General features: G+C 46.4%; 20 protein-coding genes. 4 read left to right on the top strand and 16 right to left on the bottom strand.

The annotated features are described in order from the left end of the window. Positions 1-21: 21 nt before the first annotated feature. Entirely contained in the window at positions 22-435 is a 414-nt protein-coding gene (locus CN378_RS17780) for a MerR family transcriptional regulator (RefSeq protein WP_098353828.1), read from the top strand. Positions 436-796: 361 nt separating this feature from the next. On the opposite strand, the gene CN378_RS17775 is transcribed toward CN378_RS17780, so the two are convergent. After that, complete coding sequence (locus CN378_RS17775; RefSeq protein ID WP_098353827.1) at positions 797-1,207, bottom strand: hypothetical protein; 411 nt, start codon at positions 1,205-1,207, stop codon at positions 797-799. Between the two features lie 191 nt (positions 1,208-1,398). On the opposite strand from CN378_RS17775, the gene CN378_RS17770 reads away from it, so the two are divergent. Continuing rightward, positions 1,399-1,995 (top strand): hypothetical protein, encoded by a 597-nt coding sequence (locus CN378_RS17770; RefSeq protein ID WP_098353826.1) that lies wholly within the window; start codon positions 1,399-1,401, stop codon positions 1,993-1,995. 74 nt (positions 1,996-2,069) lie between these two features. Here the strand turns inward: CN378_RS17770 and CN378_RS17765 are convergent, their stop codons facing one another. Both CN378_RS17765 and CN378_RS17760 read right to left on the bottom strand, forming a co-directional pair. Then, on the bottom strand, positions 2,070-2,639 hold the full coding sequence (locus CN378_RS17765) for a GNAT family N-acetyltransferase (RefSeq protein ID WP_098353825.1): 570 nt from the start codon (positions 2,637-2,639) through the stop codon (positions 2,070-2,072). A 132-nt stretch (positions 2,640-2,771) separates the two neighbouring features. Continuing rightward, positions 2,772-3,296 (bottom strand): DinB family protein, encoded by a 525-nt coding sequence (locus CN378_RS17760; protein WP_098353824.1) that lies wholly within the window; start codon positions 3,294-3,296, stop codon positions 2,772-2,774. 175 nt (positions 3,297-3,471) lie between these two features. Here CN378_RS17760 and CN378_RS17755 point away from each other — a divergent pair, with 175 nt between their 5' ends. Continuing rightward, positions 3,472-3,969 (top strand): DinB family protein, encoded by a 498-nt coding sequence (locus tag CN378_RS17755; protein WP_098353823.1) that lies wholly within the window; start codon positions 3,472-3,474, stop codon positions 3,967-3,969. 144 nt (positions 3,970-4,113) lie between these two features. On the opposite strand, the gene CN378_RS23100 is transcribed toward CN378_RS17755, so the two are convergent. The 7 genes from CN378_RS23100 to CN378_RS17720 form a co-directional block, all read right to left on the bottom strand. Then, on the bottom strand, positions 4,114-4,806 hold the full coding sequence (locus CN378_RS23100; protein WP_218924832.1) for a hypothetical protein: 693 nt from the start codon (positions 4,804-4,806) through the stop codon (positions 4,114-4,116). 215 nt (positions 4,807-5,021) lie between these two features. Then, on the bottom strand, positions 5,022-5,837 hold the full coding sequence (locus CN378_RS17745) for a hypothetical protein (protein WP_142323628.1): 816 nt from the start codon (positions 5,835-5,837) through the stop codon (positions 5,022-5,024). A gap of 172 nt (positions 5,838-6,009) precedes the next feature. Continuing rightward, positions 6,010-6,420, bottom strand: coding sequence for a RidA family protein (locus CN378_RS17740; RefSeq protein ID WP_098353821.1), 411 nt, complete (start codon positions 6,418-6,420; stop codon positions 6,010-6,012). A gap of 191 nt (positions 6,421-6,611) precedes the next feature. Next, positions 6,612-7,220 (bottom strand): FMN-binding negative transcriptional regulator, encoded by a 609-nt coding sequence (locus tag CN378_RS17735; RefSeq protein ID WP_098353820.1) that lies wholly within the window; start codon positions 7,218-7,220, stop codon positions 6,612-6,614. Positions 7,221-7,233: 13 nt separating this feature from the next. Further along, on the bottom strand, positions 7,234-7,752 hold the full coding sequence (paiA, locus tag CN378_RS17730; RefSeq protein ID WP_098353819.1) for a spermidine/spermine N(1)-acetyltransferase: 519 nt from the start codon (positions 7,750-7,752) through the stop codon (positions 7,234-7,236). 16 nt (positions 7,753-7,768) lie between these two features. After that, the gene (locus CN378_RS17725) at positions 7,769-8,221 is read right to left on the bottom strand and encodes a MarR family winged helix-turn-helix transcriptional regulator (RefSeq protein ID WP_098353818.1); all 453 of its coding nucleotides are present in this window, start codon (positions 8,219-8,221) and stop codon (positions 7,769-7,771) included. Between the two features lie 203 nt (positions 8,222-8,424). Continuing rightward, on the bottom strand, positions 8,425-9,696 hold the full coding sequence (locus CN378_RS17720; RefSeq protein WP_483295102.1) for a methyl-accepting chemotaxis protein: 1,272 nt from the start codon (positions 9,694-9,696) through the stop codon (positions 8,425-8,427). A 398-nt stretch (positions 9,697-10,094) separates the two neighbouring features. On the opposite strand from CN378_RS17720, the gene CN378_RS17715 reads away from it, so the two are divergent. Beyond that, positions 10,095-10,928 (top strand): YitT family protein, encoded by an 834-nt coding sequence (locus tag CN378_RS17715; RefSeq protein ID WP_098353816.1) that lies wholly within the window; start codon positions 10,095-10,097, stop codon positions 10,926-10,928. A 127-nt stretch (positions 10,929-11,055) separates the two neighbouring features. Here the strand turns inward: CN378_RS17715 and CN378_RS17710 are convergent, their stop codons facing one another. From CN378_RS17710 to CN378_RS17685, 6 genes are all read right to left on the bottom strand, one after another. After that, positions 11,056-12,078, bottom strand: coding sequence for an aminoglycoside phosphotransferase family protein (locus CN378_RS17710; protein ID WP_098353815.1), 1,023 nt, complete (start codon positions 12,076-12,078; stop codon positions 11,056-11,058). Continuing rightward, positions 12,072-12,449 (bottom strand): YciI family protein, encoded by a 378-nt coding sequence (locus CN378_RS17705; protein WP_098353814.1) that lies wholly within the window; start codon positions 12,447-12,449, stop codon positions 12,072-12,074. The genes CN378_RS17710 and CN378_RS17705 overlap by 7 nt, the downstream gene beginning before the upstream one ends. Positions 12,450-12,547: 98 nt before the next feature. Beyond that, a complete protein-coding gene (locus CN378_RS17700; RefSeq protein WP_098354275.1) occupies positions 12,548-13,255 on the bottom strand; it encodes a DNA alkylation repair protein in 708 nt (235 codons plus the stop codon). 195 nt (positions 13,256-13,450) lie between these two features. Beyond that, positions 13,451-14,551: a GerAB/ArcD/ProY family transporter gene (locus CN378_RS17695; RefSeq protein ID WP_098353813.1), complete on the bottom strand. Its 1,101-nt coding sequence runs from the start codon at positions 14,549-14,551 to the stop codon at positions 13,451-13,453. 21 nt (positions 14,552-14,572) lie between these two features. Next, positions 14,573-15,796 (bottom strand): Ger(x)C family spore germination protein, encoded by a 1,224-nt coding sequence (locus tag CN378_RS17690; RefSeq protein ID WP_098353812.1) that lies wholly within the window; start codon positions 15,794-15,796, stop codon positions 14,573-14,575. Then, complete coding sequence (locus CN378_RS17685) at positions 15,786-17,408, bottom strand: spore germination protein (protein ID WP_098353811.1); 1,623 nt, start codon at positions 17,406-17,408, stop codon at positions 15,786-15,788. Before CN378_RS17685 ends, CN378_RS17690 begins: the two co-directional genes overlap by 11 nt. Positions 17,409-17,508: the final 100 nt, after the last annotated feature.

Genomic DNA, 17,508 nt, shown 5'->3' with positions numbered 1-17,508 from the left:
CACAGAAAAAGGAGCACGAACATGAAGACTTATTCCATTGGAGAAGTGGCAAAAGAATTGAATCTCTCAATCTATACCCTGAGATACTATGACAAAGAAGGCCTCATGCCTTTCGTCGAACGAACAGAAAACGGCACCCGACAATTCAAAGAATCGGATATCTCGGCCTTACACATCATCGAATGCCTGAAATCCACCGGAATGCCCATCAAGGAGATCAAGCATTTCATCGATTGGTGCGCAGAAGGCGATGCCACCCTGCAACAACGATACAATATGTTCCTTGAAAGAAAAGCTACCGTGGAAGCCAAGATCAAGGAGCTCGAACAAACGATGGAGGTCATCAACCATAAATGCAGCTATTATAAGACCGCCTTGGAAGCTGGTACGGAGGATGTTCATAAGGAGAAAAAGATTGAGATTGTTAATCCATAAGGATGGAGCTTCCACTTCATTTTCAAAGAAGCAGGAAATCGTCCCCTTGCTCCTCTCATCTAGGTTCATGACATATCGGTTGGGAGGCACCAGAGCTGATAATCAGAATAGACGGAAAAATTCCGCTTAATTCATAATTATTATTAAAAAAGACTGAAATAGACGGAATGATTCCGCCTATTTCATCTAAAAACACAAAAATAGTTGGTTTTTCTATCCGTAAGCGGAAATTTTCCGCTTATGTAATCCCAAAACAAGTTCCATACTGAATGTAACCGGAAAAACTCCGCTTATTTAGGGACAGGGAAGCACAGGGACGAAGCAGGGGATCGGGTTCTGCTCATGCAAAAGAGAAGCTTCATTATTTTTTATCCAAAGGAACTTCTTCTTTTAATTGATCCCCCTCTTCATTCTCCCACTCAATCATTAACGTAATATCCTTCAAAAAGCTTTCGATACTAGTGTTCATATACCCCCTGGTCCCCCCGCCTTGTGGGATCTTAATTTCCTTTCCCCTTGCCGTTCCACTTCCCTCACCATTGGGATACGTTAAGTAGTATTTGACGGTTGAAGGGGTATAGTCTTTCTTGAATGATAGATTCCCTCCAATATAATATTTCTCATGTTTGCCTGAGTGAGTAAACGTGACCTGAATCGTGGATTTCCAAGAAGAGGATTCACCACTTAAATAATTCTGTTCATCTCTTTCACTTTGACATCCAGAAGCAATCAATACCAGAATCACAATCATGAGGGATGCTATGTATTTCATAAAATGACTCCTTCCATTCTTGGAAATATGCGTGTACTTGCTTATCGTCTAGCCCCTTTAACCAATTTTTACATATTTTCCTCATTTTTAAAACAGAACCTTCCCCTTGCCAAAAATTCATCAAGGTCACCCTTTACAATGAAATCACTAGGAAATGTTTTACATTTCTAACTTATGAGGAGGAATGATTAATGAAAAAGATGAGCTTTCTATTAATTGGTGCACTGGTCTTGATGCTTGCAGGTTGTGGCGGGGATGCGGCTGTGGAAGAGTTGGATCAGAATGACACTCAAAAGGCTGAGGCGAAGACGACGGGTGCGTCCGAAGAGAAGGCAGAAAAAAAGGCAGAGGAAAAAGATATTTGGACATACTACAATGACGCACCATGGTCAGACGATTACAACGGCTTACAGATGGAAATCCAGAAGGTGGTCGTGAGCGATAAAGCGCCTACCATGGAAGATGAAAATGCCAAGGCGTCTGCCGTCGGCGTGAAGTTCAAAATGGAGAATACCACCGAAGGCAAGTTCACCTTCTATCCGGACCAGGCCGTCCTTGTCACAAGCACCGGGGAACAAATCGACATGCCCGATATGTGGGTGTCTGACAACATCGGGGGCGAGATTGATAAAGGTGTCATCAAAGAAGGGAATATCATCTGGTACCTTAAACGAGGCCACGCGGAAGATATCGAGTGGATCAAGATGGAGTTTTCAGGGCATCAGGGAGCGGAGGATGATTTTGAGAGTGAGATGAAGGAGTATGAGATTGAACTGAAGTTGAAGTAAGGTGCACGGGTACCTATTCCTTATTTTCATTTCCCATGAAAAAAGGAGCAAGGGAACCGTCCCCTTACTTCTTTTCACTTTACCTCTTTAAGATAATCCTCCTGAAGAAGCCCATAGACCGCACAGTCCTTATACTGATTCTTGGCATTGCGGATCATATGTTTAATCGTCCCTTCTTGTTCCATCCCCACTTTACGCATAATCTTCCCCGAGGCTGGATTATCCGTATTATGGGCAGCTGATATTTTGTGAATGTTCATCGTTCTAAAGCCAAATTCTATTACGGCACTCAATGCCTCGGTTCCAAACCCCTTGTTCCACCAATCATAACCGATTGTATAACCCACTTCACAATTCTCCGTCATTGGATCAAAGTGAAAAAAATCAATCGCTCCTATCAGATCACCACTTGATTTCAGTTCGATTCCCCAATAACAGAACTCTTTCGTATCATACTGACTAACGATTTCCGATACCCTCTTAATGGTTTCCTCTACAGACTTGTGTGCTCCCTTAATGAGATTATCCATTACGCGATCATCGGAAAGCCAATGGTCAAAGACACTTGGAGCATCTGAAAGTTCCAGCTTCCTCAGTACTAATCGATCCGTTTCTAACGTTGGTGTACCAGAATAATGTATCATTTCCTCACCTGCTTAACCCTTTCTTATCCATCACTTACCCTATTCTTCACCCCAGTTGGAAATTCCTTCTTTTAACTGGGGGGGTTCACAGTACCACACAAAAAAAGAAGCAAGAGAACCGTCCCCCTGCTTCTACTTCAATACCCCCAAATACTCCTTCCATGGCCCAACATCTTCTCCATATCGTTTCGAGAACACCCGCACAATTTGGGACAAATGGGTCATATCATGAACAACCCAAGTAGAAATGAGCTCCCTGGCCGTCACTTTTCCGAAAGCAGGGTGCATTCCCGTTCGACCAAGGGCGTTTTCATGATGCACCAACAACTCTTTTAATTCATCAATATTCCCAGATCGAAGCGCAGCAAATTCCTTTAGCTTTTCTTCCAAACCTCCTGAATCGTTTCCTTCCAGGTGTGAATGCCGATCAAATACAGGAAATACCCTACTTTCCCCCTCTTGAAGAATCATCTTTAATCGTGGGATCCAATTATGCTTTTCCCCTTCGATGAGATGATCGACGACTTGGATCGCATTCCAGGTCCCATTGCCTTCAGTGCATTCCAGCCAACCTTTGGACAAGCCGGTTAGAAAATGTGTAAGCGTGACCGGGGTTCGTTCCAGCAACTCAATTCCTTCATCTAGTTCAAAGTTCATGCTCTCTCCCCCTATTCTCTTACCAATCATGACTACCATTCCATCATACTTTATCCAGCGCATGATTTGATAGGTTTCCAGTCCCTAATCTCACAGCATTTCAAACTACTAAATGAGTCCAACATGATACAATAACAAGGAACGTTCATTTTTTAAAATTCAAGGAGGAATGACCATGTTCACATCCAAAAACGATTTCTTACAAGAATGGAAACAGGAAGCGGCCGTCACTCAAAAGGTAATGGACGCACTGACGGACGCGTCACTGAAACAAGAAGTCGCACCAGACCTTTACAGCATCGGTAGCGTTGCCTGGCACATCACGGGAGCTACATACTACTTCCCCGCTCAGGTTGGCATCACATTCGAAGTGCCGGACCTCCGCAAAGAAGCACCTACTTCCGCTGCAGAAATCAGTGAAACGTATAAGCTTGTCAGCGACCGCCTCGTAGAAGCCGTTTCCGAGCAGGTGTCCGATGAGAAAATGAATGAAATGGTGAATCTCTTTGGAATGGAAATGCCGGTTCAAGCCGTATTCCGCCTATTGATTCAGCATCAGGCCCATCACCGTGGACAGCTGACGGTCCTGATGAGACAAGCTGATTTGAAGGTTCCTGGCGTTTATGGACCAAGCAAGGAAGAAATGGAAGCGATGAATGCACAAAAGAGTTAATATGTAGGGGGATCAGCATTGTTTTTAATCCCGTTTCACCTATAGAAGATGAGGGTTGTGTCTGTCTTCATTCAATTAGGCAGCCACTCTCTCACCAAAAAAAGAACCACGGGTCCTAGTTCCGTGGTTCTTCTATGATGTCTCTTACATGGAAAAACCGTCGATGTAACAGGAGGATATGAACGTTGGCGGTGTCCCTTCTCCTGGCCGTTCAAACAGAATCAATCCTTCAAACACATCCTCTACCGTGGCATTGGTAAAGCTCTGTAATTGATTACCCACGGTTCTGACAGTGAAATCCGTGTCCGTTCCCTCAAAATCCAAAAAGAACGACGTGACCGGGTCTTCACAGCAGGCACAGCTGCCTGTACTCTCCTCCGGTTCCGGCAGACTGCTCAGATCCGGCAGTTCGGTTCTGACTTGAATCGCCACGATTTGGCAGATTGGTACATAGTTCGTTTCGTCATACCGGACAATGTAATCCTTTACGATCATATCGAGATTCACATTGGAAATATTGTCATCCTGCGTCAGGATATCCACTGCATTCTCTTCGTCCATGATGAGTAAGGCAATCAGTTCTTTCATGGTCTCGGTACAACAATCACAGTCCGTATCCGCCGATGGCCCCGGAGGACCCTGCGGACCTTGTGGACCCTGTGGACCCTGTGGACCCTGCGGGCCTTCTGGACCCCGTGGACCCGGTGGACCTTTTCTCCCCCTCGGACCGCGCTTACAACATTCTGATTTCTTCTCTTTACACTCCTTGTCCTCACGATCCTTCTTTCTAATCTTCCTGCACTTTCCCATCTCATTCTCAAAAGACATTCGACTCACCGACTTTCCTTATTCATAATGCATCCTTTGTAGAGATGATGCTTATTTTTACCTATAACAGTATATGTAAATAGCCGTCACGTGTGAGGACAACAACCCAGGAGGGCGTTAGCCGGGGAAAATAATGTAGATATTCATCTCCTGCAATTGATGGGGACAGGCACCTTGCCACGGAAATCTCAAAAAGAGCCGTGGGGCCTGTCCCCATGGCTCCATTATGTAACGATTACAGCATCATCTAACGTCTCATCCTCCCCCAAAACCTTTTCCCGAAGATCCTGGATGAACGGTTCCGCATCCTCCATGTAAATCAACGCTTTCTCCACCACTTTCTTCTGCCCGAAATACCCCCTCGCCTCAATCGGTTCCTTGAAGATGATTTCATACCGCAACTCATCGATCATCCCGAAGACGCGGGTGAACACCCTCGGAAGCATGGCCACATGAAATACCTGTTTCTCATGGATGATACCGCCGCTTTTGGCATACTGCGTCCTTGCCGGCTGGATGGCTGCCACATCCTCAGTGCGGAAAAGTAGTGACCTTCTCACGCCGACTTTCATCAGGACTTGGTCTCCTTTAAATTGAATGGGTGAGTTGCGGACAAGATTATAGTCCCCGAGCATATAAAGGATGCTGTAAACATGCAGGACGACAAGGATGTCCGCCCGGAGCGGGTCCACGTCCTTTAAATAGTAATGAAAGGCGAACGCTTCGATGACCTGTTCATGAAGAAGCGCGATGAAGAGCCAGAAGTAGTTGGAGCCTTTATGATAGGCATAGGTTCCTTCCTTGGGATTCACCTTCCATCTGAACAAGGCATAATAAAAGATGGTCGCTTCTTTCTGAAGGAGGATGAGAAACGGATTCTTGTCCATATGCCCCCTTCTATATTTTATAAACAGGATAATGGCGCCGATATCGGCCAGAACAATCAGGATGACGAGTGAGATGATCAATTGAGTGTCCAGGGTAACCCTCCTTAATGTGCATGGCTTAATATCCGATGGTCTTCCTTTGAAATATACCAATTTTATCCTTTTAAGTTGATTACTTAAAATGTAAGGGATTCTTCGGGTAATGTATAGGATTATTTCCTTTATTTTGAAATGAATTTAGGTATTGTGACAGAATTGTTAAAAAAAAGAAAGAAGCCAGGTGGACTCATTCGGTCCACCTGACTTCTTTCAATCCATTTCCTATTTACATCCTTTTTTCCACTGCCGCGACCGCTTCAATCTCAACCAATTGATTTGTATATCCAAGGACCGTCACTCCAGACAATGTACTCGGCACATCATGATCGCCGAACTCTTCTCTGATCGCTTCCCACGCGGTCACCAGGTCCGCCTGATGATGCGACGCCACAAGCACCCGTGTGTATGCGACGTCCTCCAGGGAAGCGCCGCTTTCGTTCAGCACGGCCTTCATGTTCTCTACACACAGCTTTGCCTGTCGTGCATAGTCATTGACGTAGGGCACTTTTCCCTCTTCATTAAGTGGACAAGCCCCCGCCAAGAACAGGAGATCCCAATCTGAAGGGATTCGTGAAGCGTAGGCGTAATCGACTTCGGCTAATTGGTTGGAGCGGATGAATGTGATGTTTTGATTCATAAGGTTTCCTCCCATTTCTGAAGCATTTTATTCTCCTTTAGAAATTCTATCTCTGCGGGAATCATTCCTTCTATTAAAATCCAAAACTCTCTTTAGCTTCGTCACTCGCATCCGGCAGTTCCATCCCTTTTTTCCAGATCAACGTTCTATTCTTCGCGGTTCCGAGCCAGAGGGACAGGTCCCTTGGCCCACTACTTCACATTCCGTTTCATCCAAGAGGCGATCTGCTGCTCATCGGTGGTTGGTCGTTGTTCAAGGGACCGGATCACCCGCTCTTGTCTCTCAATTGAATGGTTTTGACTTAGCTTCGCTTTTCCTTCGATCTGATTGATCTTGATTTTGAATCCTTGTACTCCCTTGCTCATACCGGCAAGCAGCCCAGGTTCAAGATCCCCGAGACTGTAGGAACTGTCAGGAGCTTCGAATGTTGATACCAATTCGTGCAGAGAATCAATGAGCTCATCATCGTCCCTTATCAGCTCGACTTCCCCGTACACATGGACGGATACGTAGTTCCAGGTCGGGACGGTTTGGTTCGTCTCATACCAGGACGGGGAGATATAACAATGAGGACCGTGGAAAACAGCCAGGACGGTTTGCTGTTCGATCTCTTTCCACTGAGGATTGGGACGTGCAAAGTGTCCGTATAAATACGTATTTTCTTTGTTTAACAGTAGCGGTAAGTGCGTGGCAACCGGCTTTCCAGCGTGTTGAGAAAATAGAGTCGCAAAGCTGTGATCTTTGATGACCCCGTACGCAACCGATTCATCGGTGATAGTAAAGTCTTTGGGAATATACATTGTGATCCACCTTTCAAAGAATTGGTTTGGTCATGATCAAGTCCGTCTGTTTCTCATCCCCCATATAAAACGAGTGCGCTCCCGTCTCGACAAATCCCATCTTCTTATAAAAGGCAATGGCGTTTTCATTCTTTTCCCATACCCCCAGCCAGACGTTCTTCAGGTGTTGTTCCCTGGCCATTTCCACCGCTTTATTCAGCAGATATTTGCCGAGACCATGTTTCTGAAACATGCTCTTGATATAGATCCTCTCGATTTCCAGCGATTCATGCCCCATCTCTTCCGACTGGGCATCACCGGTATTGACCTTTAAATATCCGGCGACAGCATCATGAACGTACACTAAGTAAAAGTGTGAAGAACGATGGGTTAATTCCGTTTCTACTTGTTCCAGATTAAATGCCTTATCCAAATAAGCCTTCATATTTTCAGGTGAATTTTGCTCCTTAAAGGTTTCATTGAATGTGTCATAACTGATTTCTTGAAGTGCAGGCGCATCTTCAAGAGTACATTTTTTCAAAATGGTTGTCATATGTGGCTCCCCTCCATCAATACTGTCTCTTGTTCCCCTTTTTCACATATTCCCAGTCTTTTTCAATATTCTTTCTCGCTCTTTGAAGAAGATCGACCAGGATGTCGGCTTCGCTTTCGGAAAATCCCTCCAGTGCCACGCGATTTGAATGATCATGTTCCCTTTTGATCAAAGGATAGACCGTCTTCCCTTTCTCTGTTGGAAACAGTTTTTTTATTTTCTTATTGTCCTTGTCTTCTCTCTTTTCAATGAAGCCATTGATTTCAAGTTTTTTTATCGCACGTGCCGCTGTTGTCCGGTCGACTTTTATCATCTCGGCTACCTTTTCCTGAATGATACCCGGATTTTCACATATGCGCACAAGATACAAATACTGCCCCTTTGTCAGGTCATATTCCTTAAATTCAATATTACTGATTGAATCCAATGCCCGCGCAATCATCCCAATTTCACGAAGAATCCCTTTCATTCCTAACCTCCAATACGTCCTATAACGTAGATGCAATCATATAAGTATAGATTCAATATACTTCATTTTTGTTGCATTTACAACAAAAAAACGAAACTGGGGAACAGGTCTCTTGACCCGTTTTTAAAAAATACGCCAAAGGAATTGATCCCTTGGCGTACACTCATTTATTGAAACATTCTTTGGCCTATTGCCACATTCCCTTACTCAAAAAGAGGCTTGGAATTTCCGACTTTTTCTTTTACCTTAAATCGACTCAGATCCGTGCGAAGATCCTGGGACATATCATTGAGCATGGTGACGTTGGATGCAATTTCCTGCATGGAAGCGGATTGTTCTTCTGCAGAAGCACTGACTGTCTGGATGCTTCCCGACGTTTGATCAGCGATGACAGCGATATGCTCAATCATCTTCAGCATGCTGGTTGTACTTGCGTTCACCTGTTCGATGATGGCTGAAACTTCATGGGTCTGCCGTGAGACATTCTCGATGTCGCCGGTGATTTCTTTGAAACTTTCACCTGAGCGGTCTACCATCTGGATGCCATTTTCAATAATGGTTCTGCCATTATTCATCGATTCAACGGCTTTATTCGTTTCTGATTGAATTTCATGGATGATACTGCGGATCGTGACACCGGCATTTCCGGATTGCTCGGCAAGCTTGCGGACTTCTTCTGCCACTACTGCAAACCCTCTCCCATGTTCCCCCGCCCTCGCCGCTTCAATCGTGGCATTCAATGCAAGAAGATTGGTCTGATCGGCTATGCTTGTAATCAATTTGACGATTTCACCGATTTGATCCGATTTACTGTCAAGGGCCTGGAGTAATTCAGAGGTTTCTCCAACTGACTTTCGGATATCCTGCATTTGTTTGATGGTCTTCTCTGCCGTTTCATTCCCCTCTGCTGCTTTATCACTTGCCGATATGGAGGTTTTGGCGACCGATTGGATGGCTGCAGCCGATTGCTCCATACCCTCGGCTATTTCTTTGGAGGCAGTCACAAGTTGGGCAGAGCTTTTTGCCTGGCCTTCAGAGCCCGCCGCTACATCCTGGATGGAAGTAGAAATCGCATCAATCGCTCTTGTATTTTCTTCGGCAATGGAGTTTAAATGGGTTGAATAATCACTTACCTTCATCACCGTTTGATTGGATTTATCAAGTAGGTCGCTGAGATTAGCCACCATCACATCGAAGGAATGCGAAAGCCTGCCGATTTCATCTTTGGATCCACTATTTACGGATACCGACAGATCACCAAGGGAAGCCTGTTTGATCGCCCCTTCCACTTTGTTCAAGGGATTGATGATGAGAAAACGTACAAATAATGAAATAATCGTTGTGGTAACAAGTAATGAAATGAACGTGTTGACATAAACACCGTAACTGCCATCGATGTAGTCCTTGATGAGGCCGTTTATGTATGCGGATATGGGGGTGCTGATCAGTAAGCTGATGACGATTGAGGCAATCATCTTGACATCGATCCGCTGCAATCGCCCTAAAGAAACTACAGATAAATCAGTCAATTCGGGAGATTTCTTTACTTTAATTGTATTCATTAACACTCCATCCTTTCGACAGTCCAGCCGCCATATTGTATTGGTTTTACATTAAATTCAAAACCACACAGACCTCCCTTCCCCTCAATATTCCAATTATTTTTGGTATTATAATCTAACCTTAGCACTTCTGACACGTTTCGACAATTACTTTATTACGTTAAAACGAAAAATTAGTGAATCTAAAGAACTAATTTTAGAATTTCCCAACAATCCATCATCCACCATTTCAAAAAAGAACCAAGGGACCTGTCCCCCCGGCCCGCCGTGTGCTATAGTATCCTAGTATTCAATTGGAACGGAGTGATGATATGAATTCAACAACAAAAGAAATTACACTGATTATTATCGGCTCCCTCTTCTTCGCCCTCGGGGTCAATTTGTTCGCGATCCCGAATGAGCTTGGGGAAGGCGGAGTAACGGGGATTTCCATGATTCTTTACTATGTCTTCGACTGGTCGCCGGGGATCACGAACTTTGCCATGAATGGGGTTCTCTTGGCAATCGGTTATAAAGTATTAAATAAACGGGTGACATGGTACACCATGCTTGCCATCTTCTTTACCTCCCTCTTCATTCAATTGACGGAAGGGATGGGGAATTCCGTCGACATCATGCTCGGCACCGTATTCGCCGGTGTGTTCATCGGGATCGGGCTCGGCCTTGTCCTGCGTTCGGGCGGTACGACGGGTGGGTCCACGATTGTGGCACGCATGCTCAATCAGCGTTTCGGCTGGGCGGTCAGTACGTCCATGTTTGTGTTCGATATCCTGGTCGTGCTCAGTTCCGTATTCGTCATCGGAATCGAAAATACGATGTATACCGGGATTTCCATCTACATTAGTACAAAGATCCTTGATTACCTGATCGACGGGTTCGATACACGAAAAGCCGTTACCATCATTTCCGAGGATACCGATGCCATCGCCGTGAAAGTCAGCGCCGAAATGGACCGTGGTGTCACGATCATCAACGCCAGGGGACACTATTCAAAAGCATCGAAGGATATTTTGTATGTCGTCATCAATAAGCAGGAGCTCTTCTTATTGAAAAAAATGATCCAGCAGATCGATGAGAAAGCATTCGTGGTCGTGCATGATGTGCGGGATGTGTTCGGGGAAGGGTTTACGTTTCCAAAGACGTAAGCATGGGGACGGTTCTCGTGCTTCCTTTTATACCAGCGGGACAGATCCCTTGGCTCATTTAGGCCGGGGGACCTGTCCCTTTGTTTTTTACCCAAATCTCATAGAGTGTGCCTATGACTCTGCGTTCTCACTTATCCATCTCCTCAAACGTCCTGCCCGCAACCTCCACTTCATACCCGGATTCAAATTGTCCCATCAGCAACCGCAATCCATTCTTCCGGTCTTCAAAATTTCCTTCTTCGTCTAATAACTGCATGCCGTATGAAGCAATATCCGCTACAACCCGCTCATTCCGGTAATAAGCGAGAAGGATCGGATCCACTTTAACTTCCCCATATCCCTTGTAGAAGAGGTCGATATGTTCGGGGCGTTCATCCTTGAAACACAAGCCCAATCCCACACCTGGGAACATTAAATCCCTTTCTATAGGCGCCATGACCGGATCGTCCCAATCGACAATGTAGAGCCTTGCTATCTCATCGATCATCACATTTCCCGGATGAATATCCCCGTGGCACAGCACAAATTTGCTTGAATCCGTCCCCTGCAGTCTCTGTCCAAGTTCCTCCGTCCGCTCCACTAGTGTCCGGATATCCGTGCGTTTTCTTTTCCAGAAATCGATGAGCTCCTTGGCCACTCTGTCACGGGGGACATCATGATCTATTTCCTGATCCAGTTCCCTGACTTTCCCGCACCACGGACCTGAGAAGTCTTCTTGACGAAGTTGTTCTTTGAGGTCAGGAGGGATTGTGGCAGAGTGAATGGATTTCAGAATGTGACCAAAACGGAGGGACCGGTCAGCGGACAAACCAGTCTCGAACCCTGTTTTCCCTTCTACAAATGGTGAAAGGATCCAGTGAAACCCTTCATGCTGAGCCACCAGTTTCCGGGTTGTTGTGGGGATGGGCGGGATAACCTCATCTATTCCTTCAGAGGCAAGATGATGAGTAATTCTGACCCCTGTTTCATTGAATGGTCCTCCAATCAATTTAAGGAAAAAGACGTCTCCACTATCATCTTCCACCCGATAGACGGCTGCTTGGGGATCGTGTCCAATGGGGAGGAAGTTCACCATTTTTATCTCTAAAGCATAATGTTTCTTTAGTCCATGGATGATTTTCTCATCCTCGAGCTCTGGTCGTTTTAACATTCGTCCATTTTCCCCTTATAAGAATGAATGGGATGAACCTCAAGCCTCCACCCGAACTCCTCCCCCTCTTCCACTTGAACCGATGGGTGCAGGGACGCGATCCGTATCGCATCTTCCAAGTCCTCTGCCCCGATGATGAACACACTGCCGATCTGCTCTGCCCTTTCATGAGTGTCATCCACAACCACCTGCCCTCCGCTTCTCCGCATTTGTTTCACACCTTGTTCGACGCCCACGTCCAGCATCACTTGACCAGTACTGTAAAAATCACTGAGATGTGGTCCGCATTTAGACATGACCGCATCGATTTCTTCCTTAGATTTCCTATCCATTTTCACTGCATTGTAGTAGCCGACACATAAGAATTTCATGGAATGTCCTCCTTTTCTTTATATCATTCGACATTCAGTGCCCATGCCCCTTCATCAAAAAACGGACCTGCTTTACCAAATAAGCAGGTCCGTCCCTCCTAACACCTCACATACTTCCGCTTAAACCCGATCCGTCCCTTCTCCACCTGCTTCTCGATATCATCCGCAGCCTTCAGGACGCTGTTCTTCTTCCCCTCCCGCACCATTTCAACCGGCCCGATCTTCTTCGCCGTCTCGAGGGCTTGTTCATGAAGTGGTACATAAGAAACCCCTACCGTCGTGACGAAATTATTCATCGACGATTTCGTCCGTTCAGGCGCCTCATGAATGGTGTCTTTCACCTTCTGGAGCATCCCGGCAAGCTTCTCTTCGGAAAACTCCTCATCCTTCCGGTTCCCGAGCAGCCAGCAGTAGCAGCTCCATCCCGCCGACATTTTCAGCTCGTCTCCGCTCTCGATCCACTTATCGGCCACGTCCTGCGCAATATCAGCTTCTGCCAATGTAACCGCCACTACGTAATCCGACAGCATGTAAAAGTAAGCCCCCTCGATCCACCGGTCAAAGTCCGCCTCGGTCATCGCTTTCGGGTCGGCAATGATGCCGGCAAAATACATGGCATCGTAATTCCCGGTGGCATATAATTCTTCTGCCAGCGCCTGATCCTTCTTGATTTCCTTCGCCATTGGCTTCATGGCACCCGTCGCGACGCCAAACACGGGCTCATGGGCACCATTTGTTATGTACATTTTCTTTGTCCGTTCCTTGCCTAGTGCTTCGAGCTCCTGCATGACGGTATGTAAATCCATCCTATCCACTTCCTTTATGTTATCCATCCTCTATGTATTCGCCCTCCATCGTGCTTTCCCTTTTATTTTCCCACGAAAGAACCGCTATTTGCCTGTGGGATTGGCCCCTTGACCTGTTTTTACATCGGGCCACGGGACCTGTCCCCATGACCCGTTCCATCCTGCTGTCCCTTTTATTTTCACACAAAAGAACCGCTACCCTTTGGTTTTCTTTCTATTTTTCAAAAACGCCACAAAAAGGAGAAGGAGCGGAATGACCACGAGGAGAGGGATGTGCAAAACATACATGACCAACTTCATACCTTCATGGATATGTTCCTGGAAATTCCTCGCGATCGACATGGACATGAATAAAACGATCAGACCTAAAGGATAGGATAGTGTTGAAGGCGATTGAATCTTAAATAAGCTCGCCGTTCCGATGACCGCTGCATAAAATAAGATGCTGATCTTTAAAAAGATCCCGATCACCAGGCCAAGCATAAAAAAGACATCCAGGCGTTCAAGGAAGTCGGCCACCTGGATCGACTGAACCGTGCTGAGGAGGGGAAATTGTGAACGGGCAGTCAGATCCACACCAAGTACACTGATATTAATGAGCATCGTCAGAATCAAATTGATCCCGCTCAACCCCGTTGCACAAATCATCGTTAGTTTTGCCTTCTTGGGATTATTCAAATACGGCAAAATCATCGTGATGACAATGGCTTCTGTAAAAGGAAAGTACAGGGTTTGGGTAAACACCACTTTCAGGACAGGGGCAAGCCCTTCCTCCAGAACCGGTTGCAGGTTGGTGAAATCGATGAGACCCGACACGACGATCAAGATAAACCCAACGACCGACAGGAGAAACATGAGCATAAAAAGCAGTTCTCCGGATCGGGCAATGACCTCGACTCCTTTTCGTACCGTATAGATAATGACCAGCATCAACAGGGCATTGGCAATGAATAAAGGTGTTTCGGGATATGCAAAGGTCAGGAGCATTTCACCAAAATCGCGCAGAACCCTTGAAGCATCATACATAAAGTAAAAAAGGTAAATGAAAGCAAGCAGAGTTCCGGCTGCTTTCCCGAGAATCTTCTGCATGTATTCTGTTGGCAGCAGATCGGGATAGTACCAATACAGTTTGTGATACACGAGCAAAAGAACGAAGCTGACCAGCATCCCGATGAGAATCGCCAGCCACGCATCCTGTTTGGCATCTATCGCAAGAGGGACCAGTAAAGCACTCCCCAGTTCAAACAAAACCATTAAGACAAAGAGCTGAATGGCACTAATTTTGGCCTTTTCCACGTTACGGGTCCCTCCTTTTCCTCACTCGTCTTCTACACTGGAAAGAAACGATTTATTCCGGAGGCCGGCCCGGCGGATGTAGGCTTCCACTGTAATATCGACCTTTAATTCCGGAAAATACACATCGTTCCACATCGCTTGCAGCTTTTTCCAATCACCCGGGCTTGATCGGCGGATCGTTTCGTCAAAGTCAAAGACATCGGCGTGATTGGTTTGAGCTTGTTCGATCGCTTGTTTGATTTCTTCCTTAACCTCTTTCTCCACTCTTTTTTCCATCCGGGTCATGATTTCCCCATCTGTGATGTCGACCGGCACTTCCATTTCACCTATCGTCCCTTCCACCCGTGTCCGGATGGAGATATGAGGCTTTCCATCCTTCATTTTTCCGGACACCTTTGTTTTTTGGCGGTCTGTTTGATAGGCGATGGCGTCTTTTTTCCCTTTCCAATCAATACTGATGACTGTGCCTGAAATCTCATCCATGATCCACACGGTTCCTCTTGCCTTTTGATCATACGACCAGTCCACTAATTTCCCCTTTTTCAATATGGCGATTCCACTGGATTCAAGGGTCGATTCAGGCTCACTTTCCTGAATGTTCTCCAACTGACTGGCGTGCTTCGGGTCACCGATCAGGCGAAACCCGGACACAACGGTTGATCCATCAGATGTTTGCAGTCCCTTCATCACGTCCTGGATCGACGTCTTAATGCTCTTCCCCCATTTCTTCTGGGAAAATTCCAACGTTTTCAGCACCTTATTCGCTGGAATTTTATCAACGGGGGTAAGGGCCCTCAAGAGATCCTCTGCCGTTGATTGATTGGCGATCACCATGGTGGTCGTGATCCGGAACTCATGATCCCGGTCGATGGCATCAATGATAGTCTCTACCCCTTCTTCCCTGGCAAGGTCCTCGCCCACCACCACCAGGTTGGCATGAGCATAATACAATCTCCGTGAAATCTTGGATGAGGCGCGCCTGCTTGCCTCTACTAAATTATCCCCTGTAGAGGAATAGATCGTAACAGGCGGGCTTTGCGTCCCTCCACCGCCTCCACGCATCCCCCCGGCCACGTTCCCGGGATTGATGATCTGCAGGGTCATGAGATATTTTCCGTCTTCGGTTTTATCGACTCCGAGTGCCGCCACGATGGCAAGATCCGTTAATTCCTTCTTGCTCCAGCAACCCGATAGGAGAAGGGTCATCGTGATCATGATGAGGAAAAACGTCGCGTTACGATTCATTGCTGCCACCTTCTTTCCCAACCCCATTCACCATCGAACGGGAGGCAGGAGTCTTTGGACCCTGGTTCGACCCTTCCCTCACCGTATTGGCGCTGATCAAGCGCGGCCGTTGTCTGAGCGTCCACCATGGTAATCGCACAAATGTATCCTTATTATTAACCGGTATAAAAGGAGCAAACGGCGCCATATAAGGTACACCGAAAGATCGCAGGCTGCATAAATGGACCACCATCATCAGAAAAATCAGGATGATGCCGTAAAAGCCGAATGTGGCTGCCCCGATCATGAACAAAAACCGGATTAACCGTGCAGAAATGGCCATGTCAAAAGAAGGGGTGGCAAAACTCGCAATCGCGGTGATCGAGACGATAATGACCATCGCCGGGGACACAATGCTCGCTTGAACCGCTGCTTGACCGATGACAAGGGCACCGACAATCGAGACGGCGGAACCGATGGCTTTCGGCAAGCGAATCCCCGCTTCACGCAGGATTTCAAACGTAATTTCCATCAGCAGGGCTTCCACAAACGCCGGAAATGGAACCGATTCCCTCTGAGCGGCAATGGCCACGATGAGCGTGGTGGGCACCATTTCCTGATGGAAGGTGGTCACCGCCACAAAGGTGGCCGGCGCAATCAGCGAAATCGTGAACATCAAAACGCGCAGCAGGCGGATGGATGTCGCAATGTCGAAACGGGCGTAGTAGTCTTCAGCCGATTGGAAAAATTGGATGAACAACGCAGGCGCAATCAGGACAAAAGGGGTTCCATCAACGAAAATGGCCACCCGTCCCTCAAACAGATTCCCTGCCACGACATCGGGTCGTTCGGTATTAAAAATCGTTGGAAACGGCGTCAAGGTTTGATCTTCAATCAATTGCTCGATATAGCCTGATTCCAAAATGCTGTCGATGTCGATTTTGTTTATCCGCTGGCGGATCTCTTTCACCACTTCATCATTGGCAACGCCGTGTATGTACATAAGGGTGACATCGGTCTTGGTCACACGACCTACCTTCAAGGACTCCATCCATAAATCAGGCGTCTTGATGATGCGGCGGATCATCGATGTATTGGTTTCAAGCGACTCTGTAAACGCCCCTTTTGGGCCACGGACCACCATTTGCGTCGTCGATTCAGAGATGGCACGCTTTTCCCCGCCTTTCGTGCAAGCACTCAATGCCTTCCCGATCCCATCCACAAGGACAATGGTATCCCCTTCCATCAAGGATGAAAACAAGTCCTCCCATCTATCGAAAGAGGACACCTTCCCAACCGTCATCATGTCATCGGAGATCAGATCCAGTGCATCACTCTCGTTCACTTGTTTTTTATGATCATCCTTCATCATCGACTGCAGCAAGAACTCCTGAATCGATTGATTGTCCACCAAACCTTCGACATAGACAAGCGCCGTTTGAAGGTCGGAATTCTCCCCCATCTTCAATTGACGAACGATTACGTCTGAACTATTTCCTGTTTTTTTGCGGATGATATCGAGGTTGGCAGACAATGAAGCTTGTATATATTCATCTGACACATCATCAGATTGATTTTCAGGTTCCGGTTGTTGGTTCTTCTTTGGTTTTCGACCTTTAAAGAACGAAGGCATAGATTCAGGCACCCTTCTTTTATTTTTTATTACTTTAACCATAAGAGGTGTTTTTATGTAATTTTTAACAAGAGCAAGGGCCGCATGAACCGGCATGTTA

The sequence above is a fragment of the Bacillus sp. AFS015802 genome, from assembly GCF_002561455.1.
Taxonomy (GTDB): domain Bacteria; phylum Bacillota; class Bacilli; order Bacillales; family Bacillaceae_B; genus Rossellomorea.
Note: the sequence above shows the minus strand (reverse complement) of the source record. Positions and strands in the feature narration are given on the sequence as shown.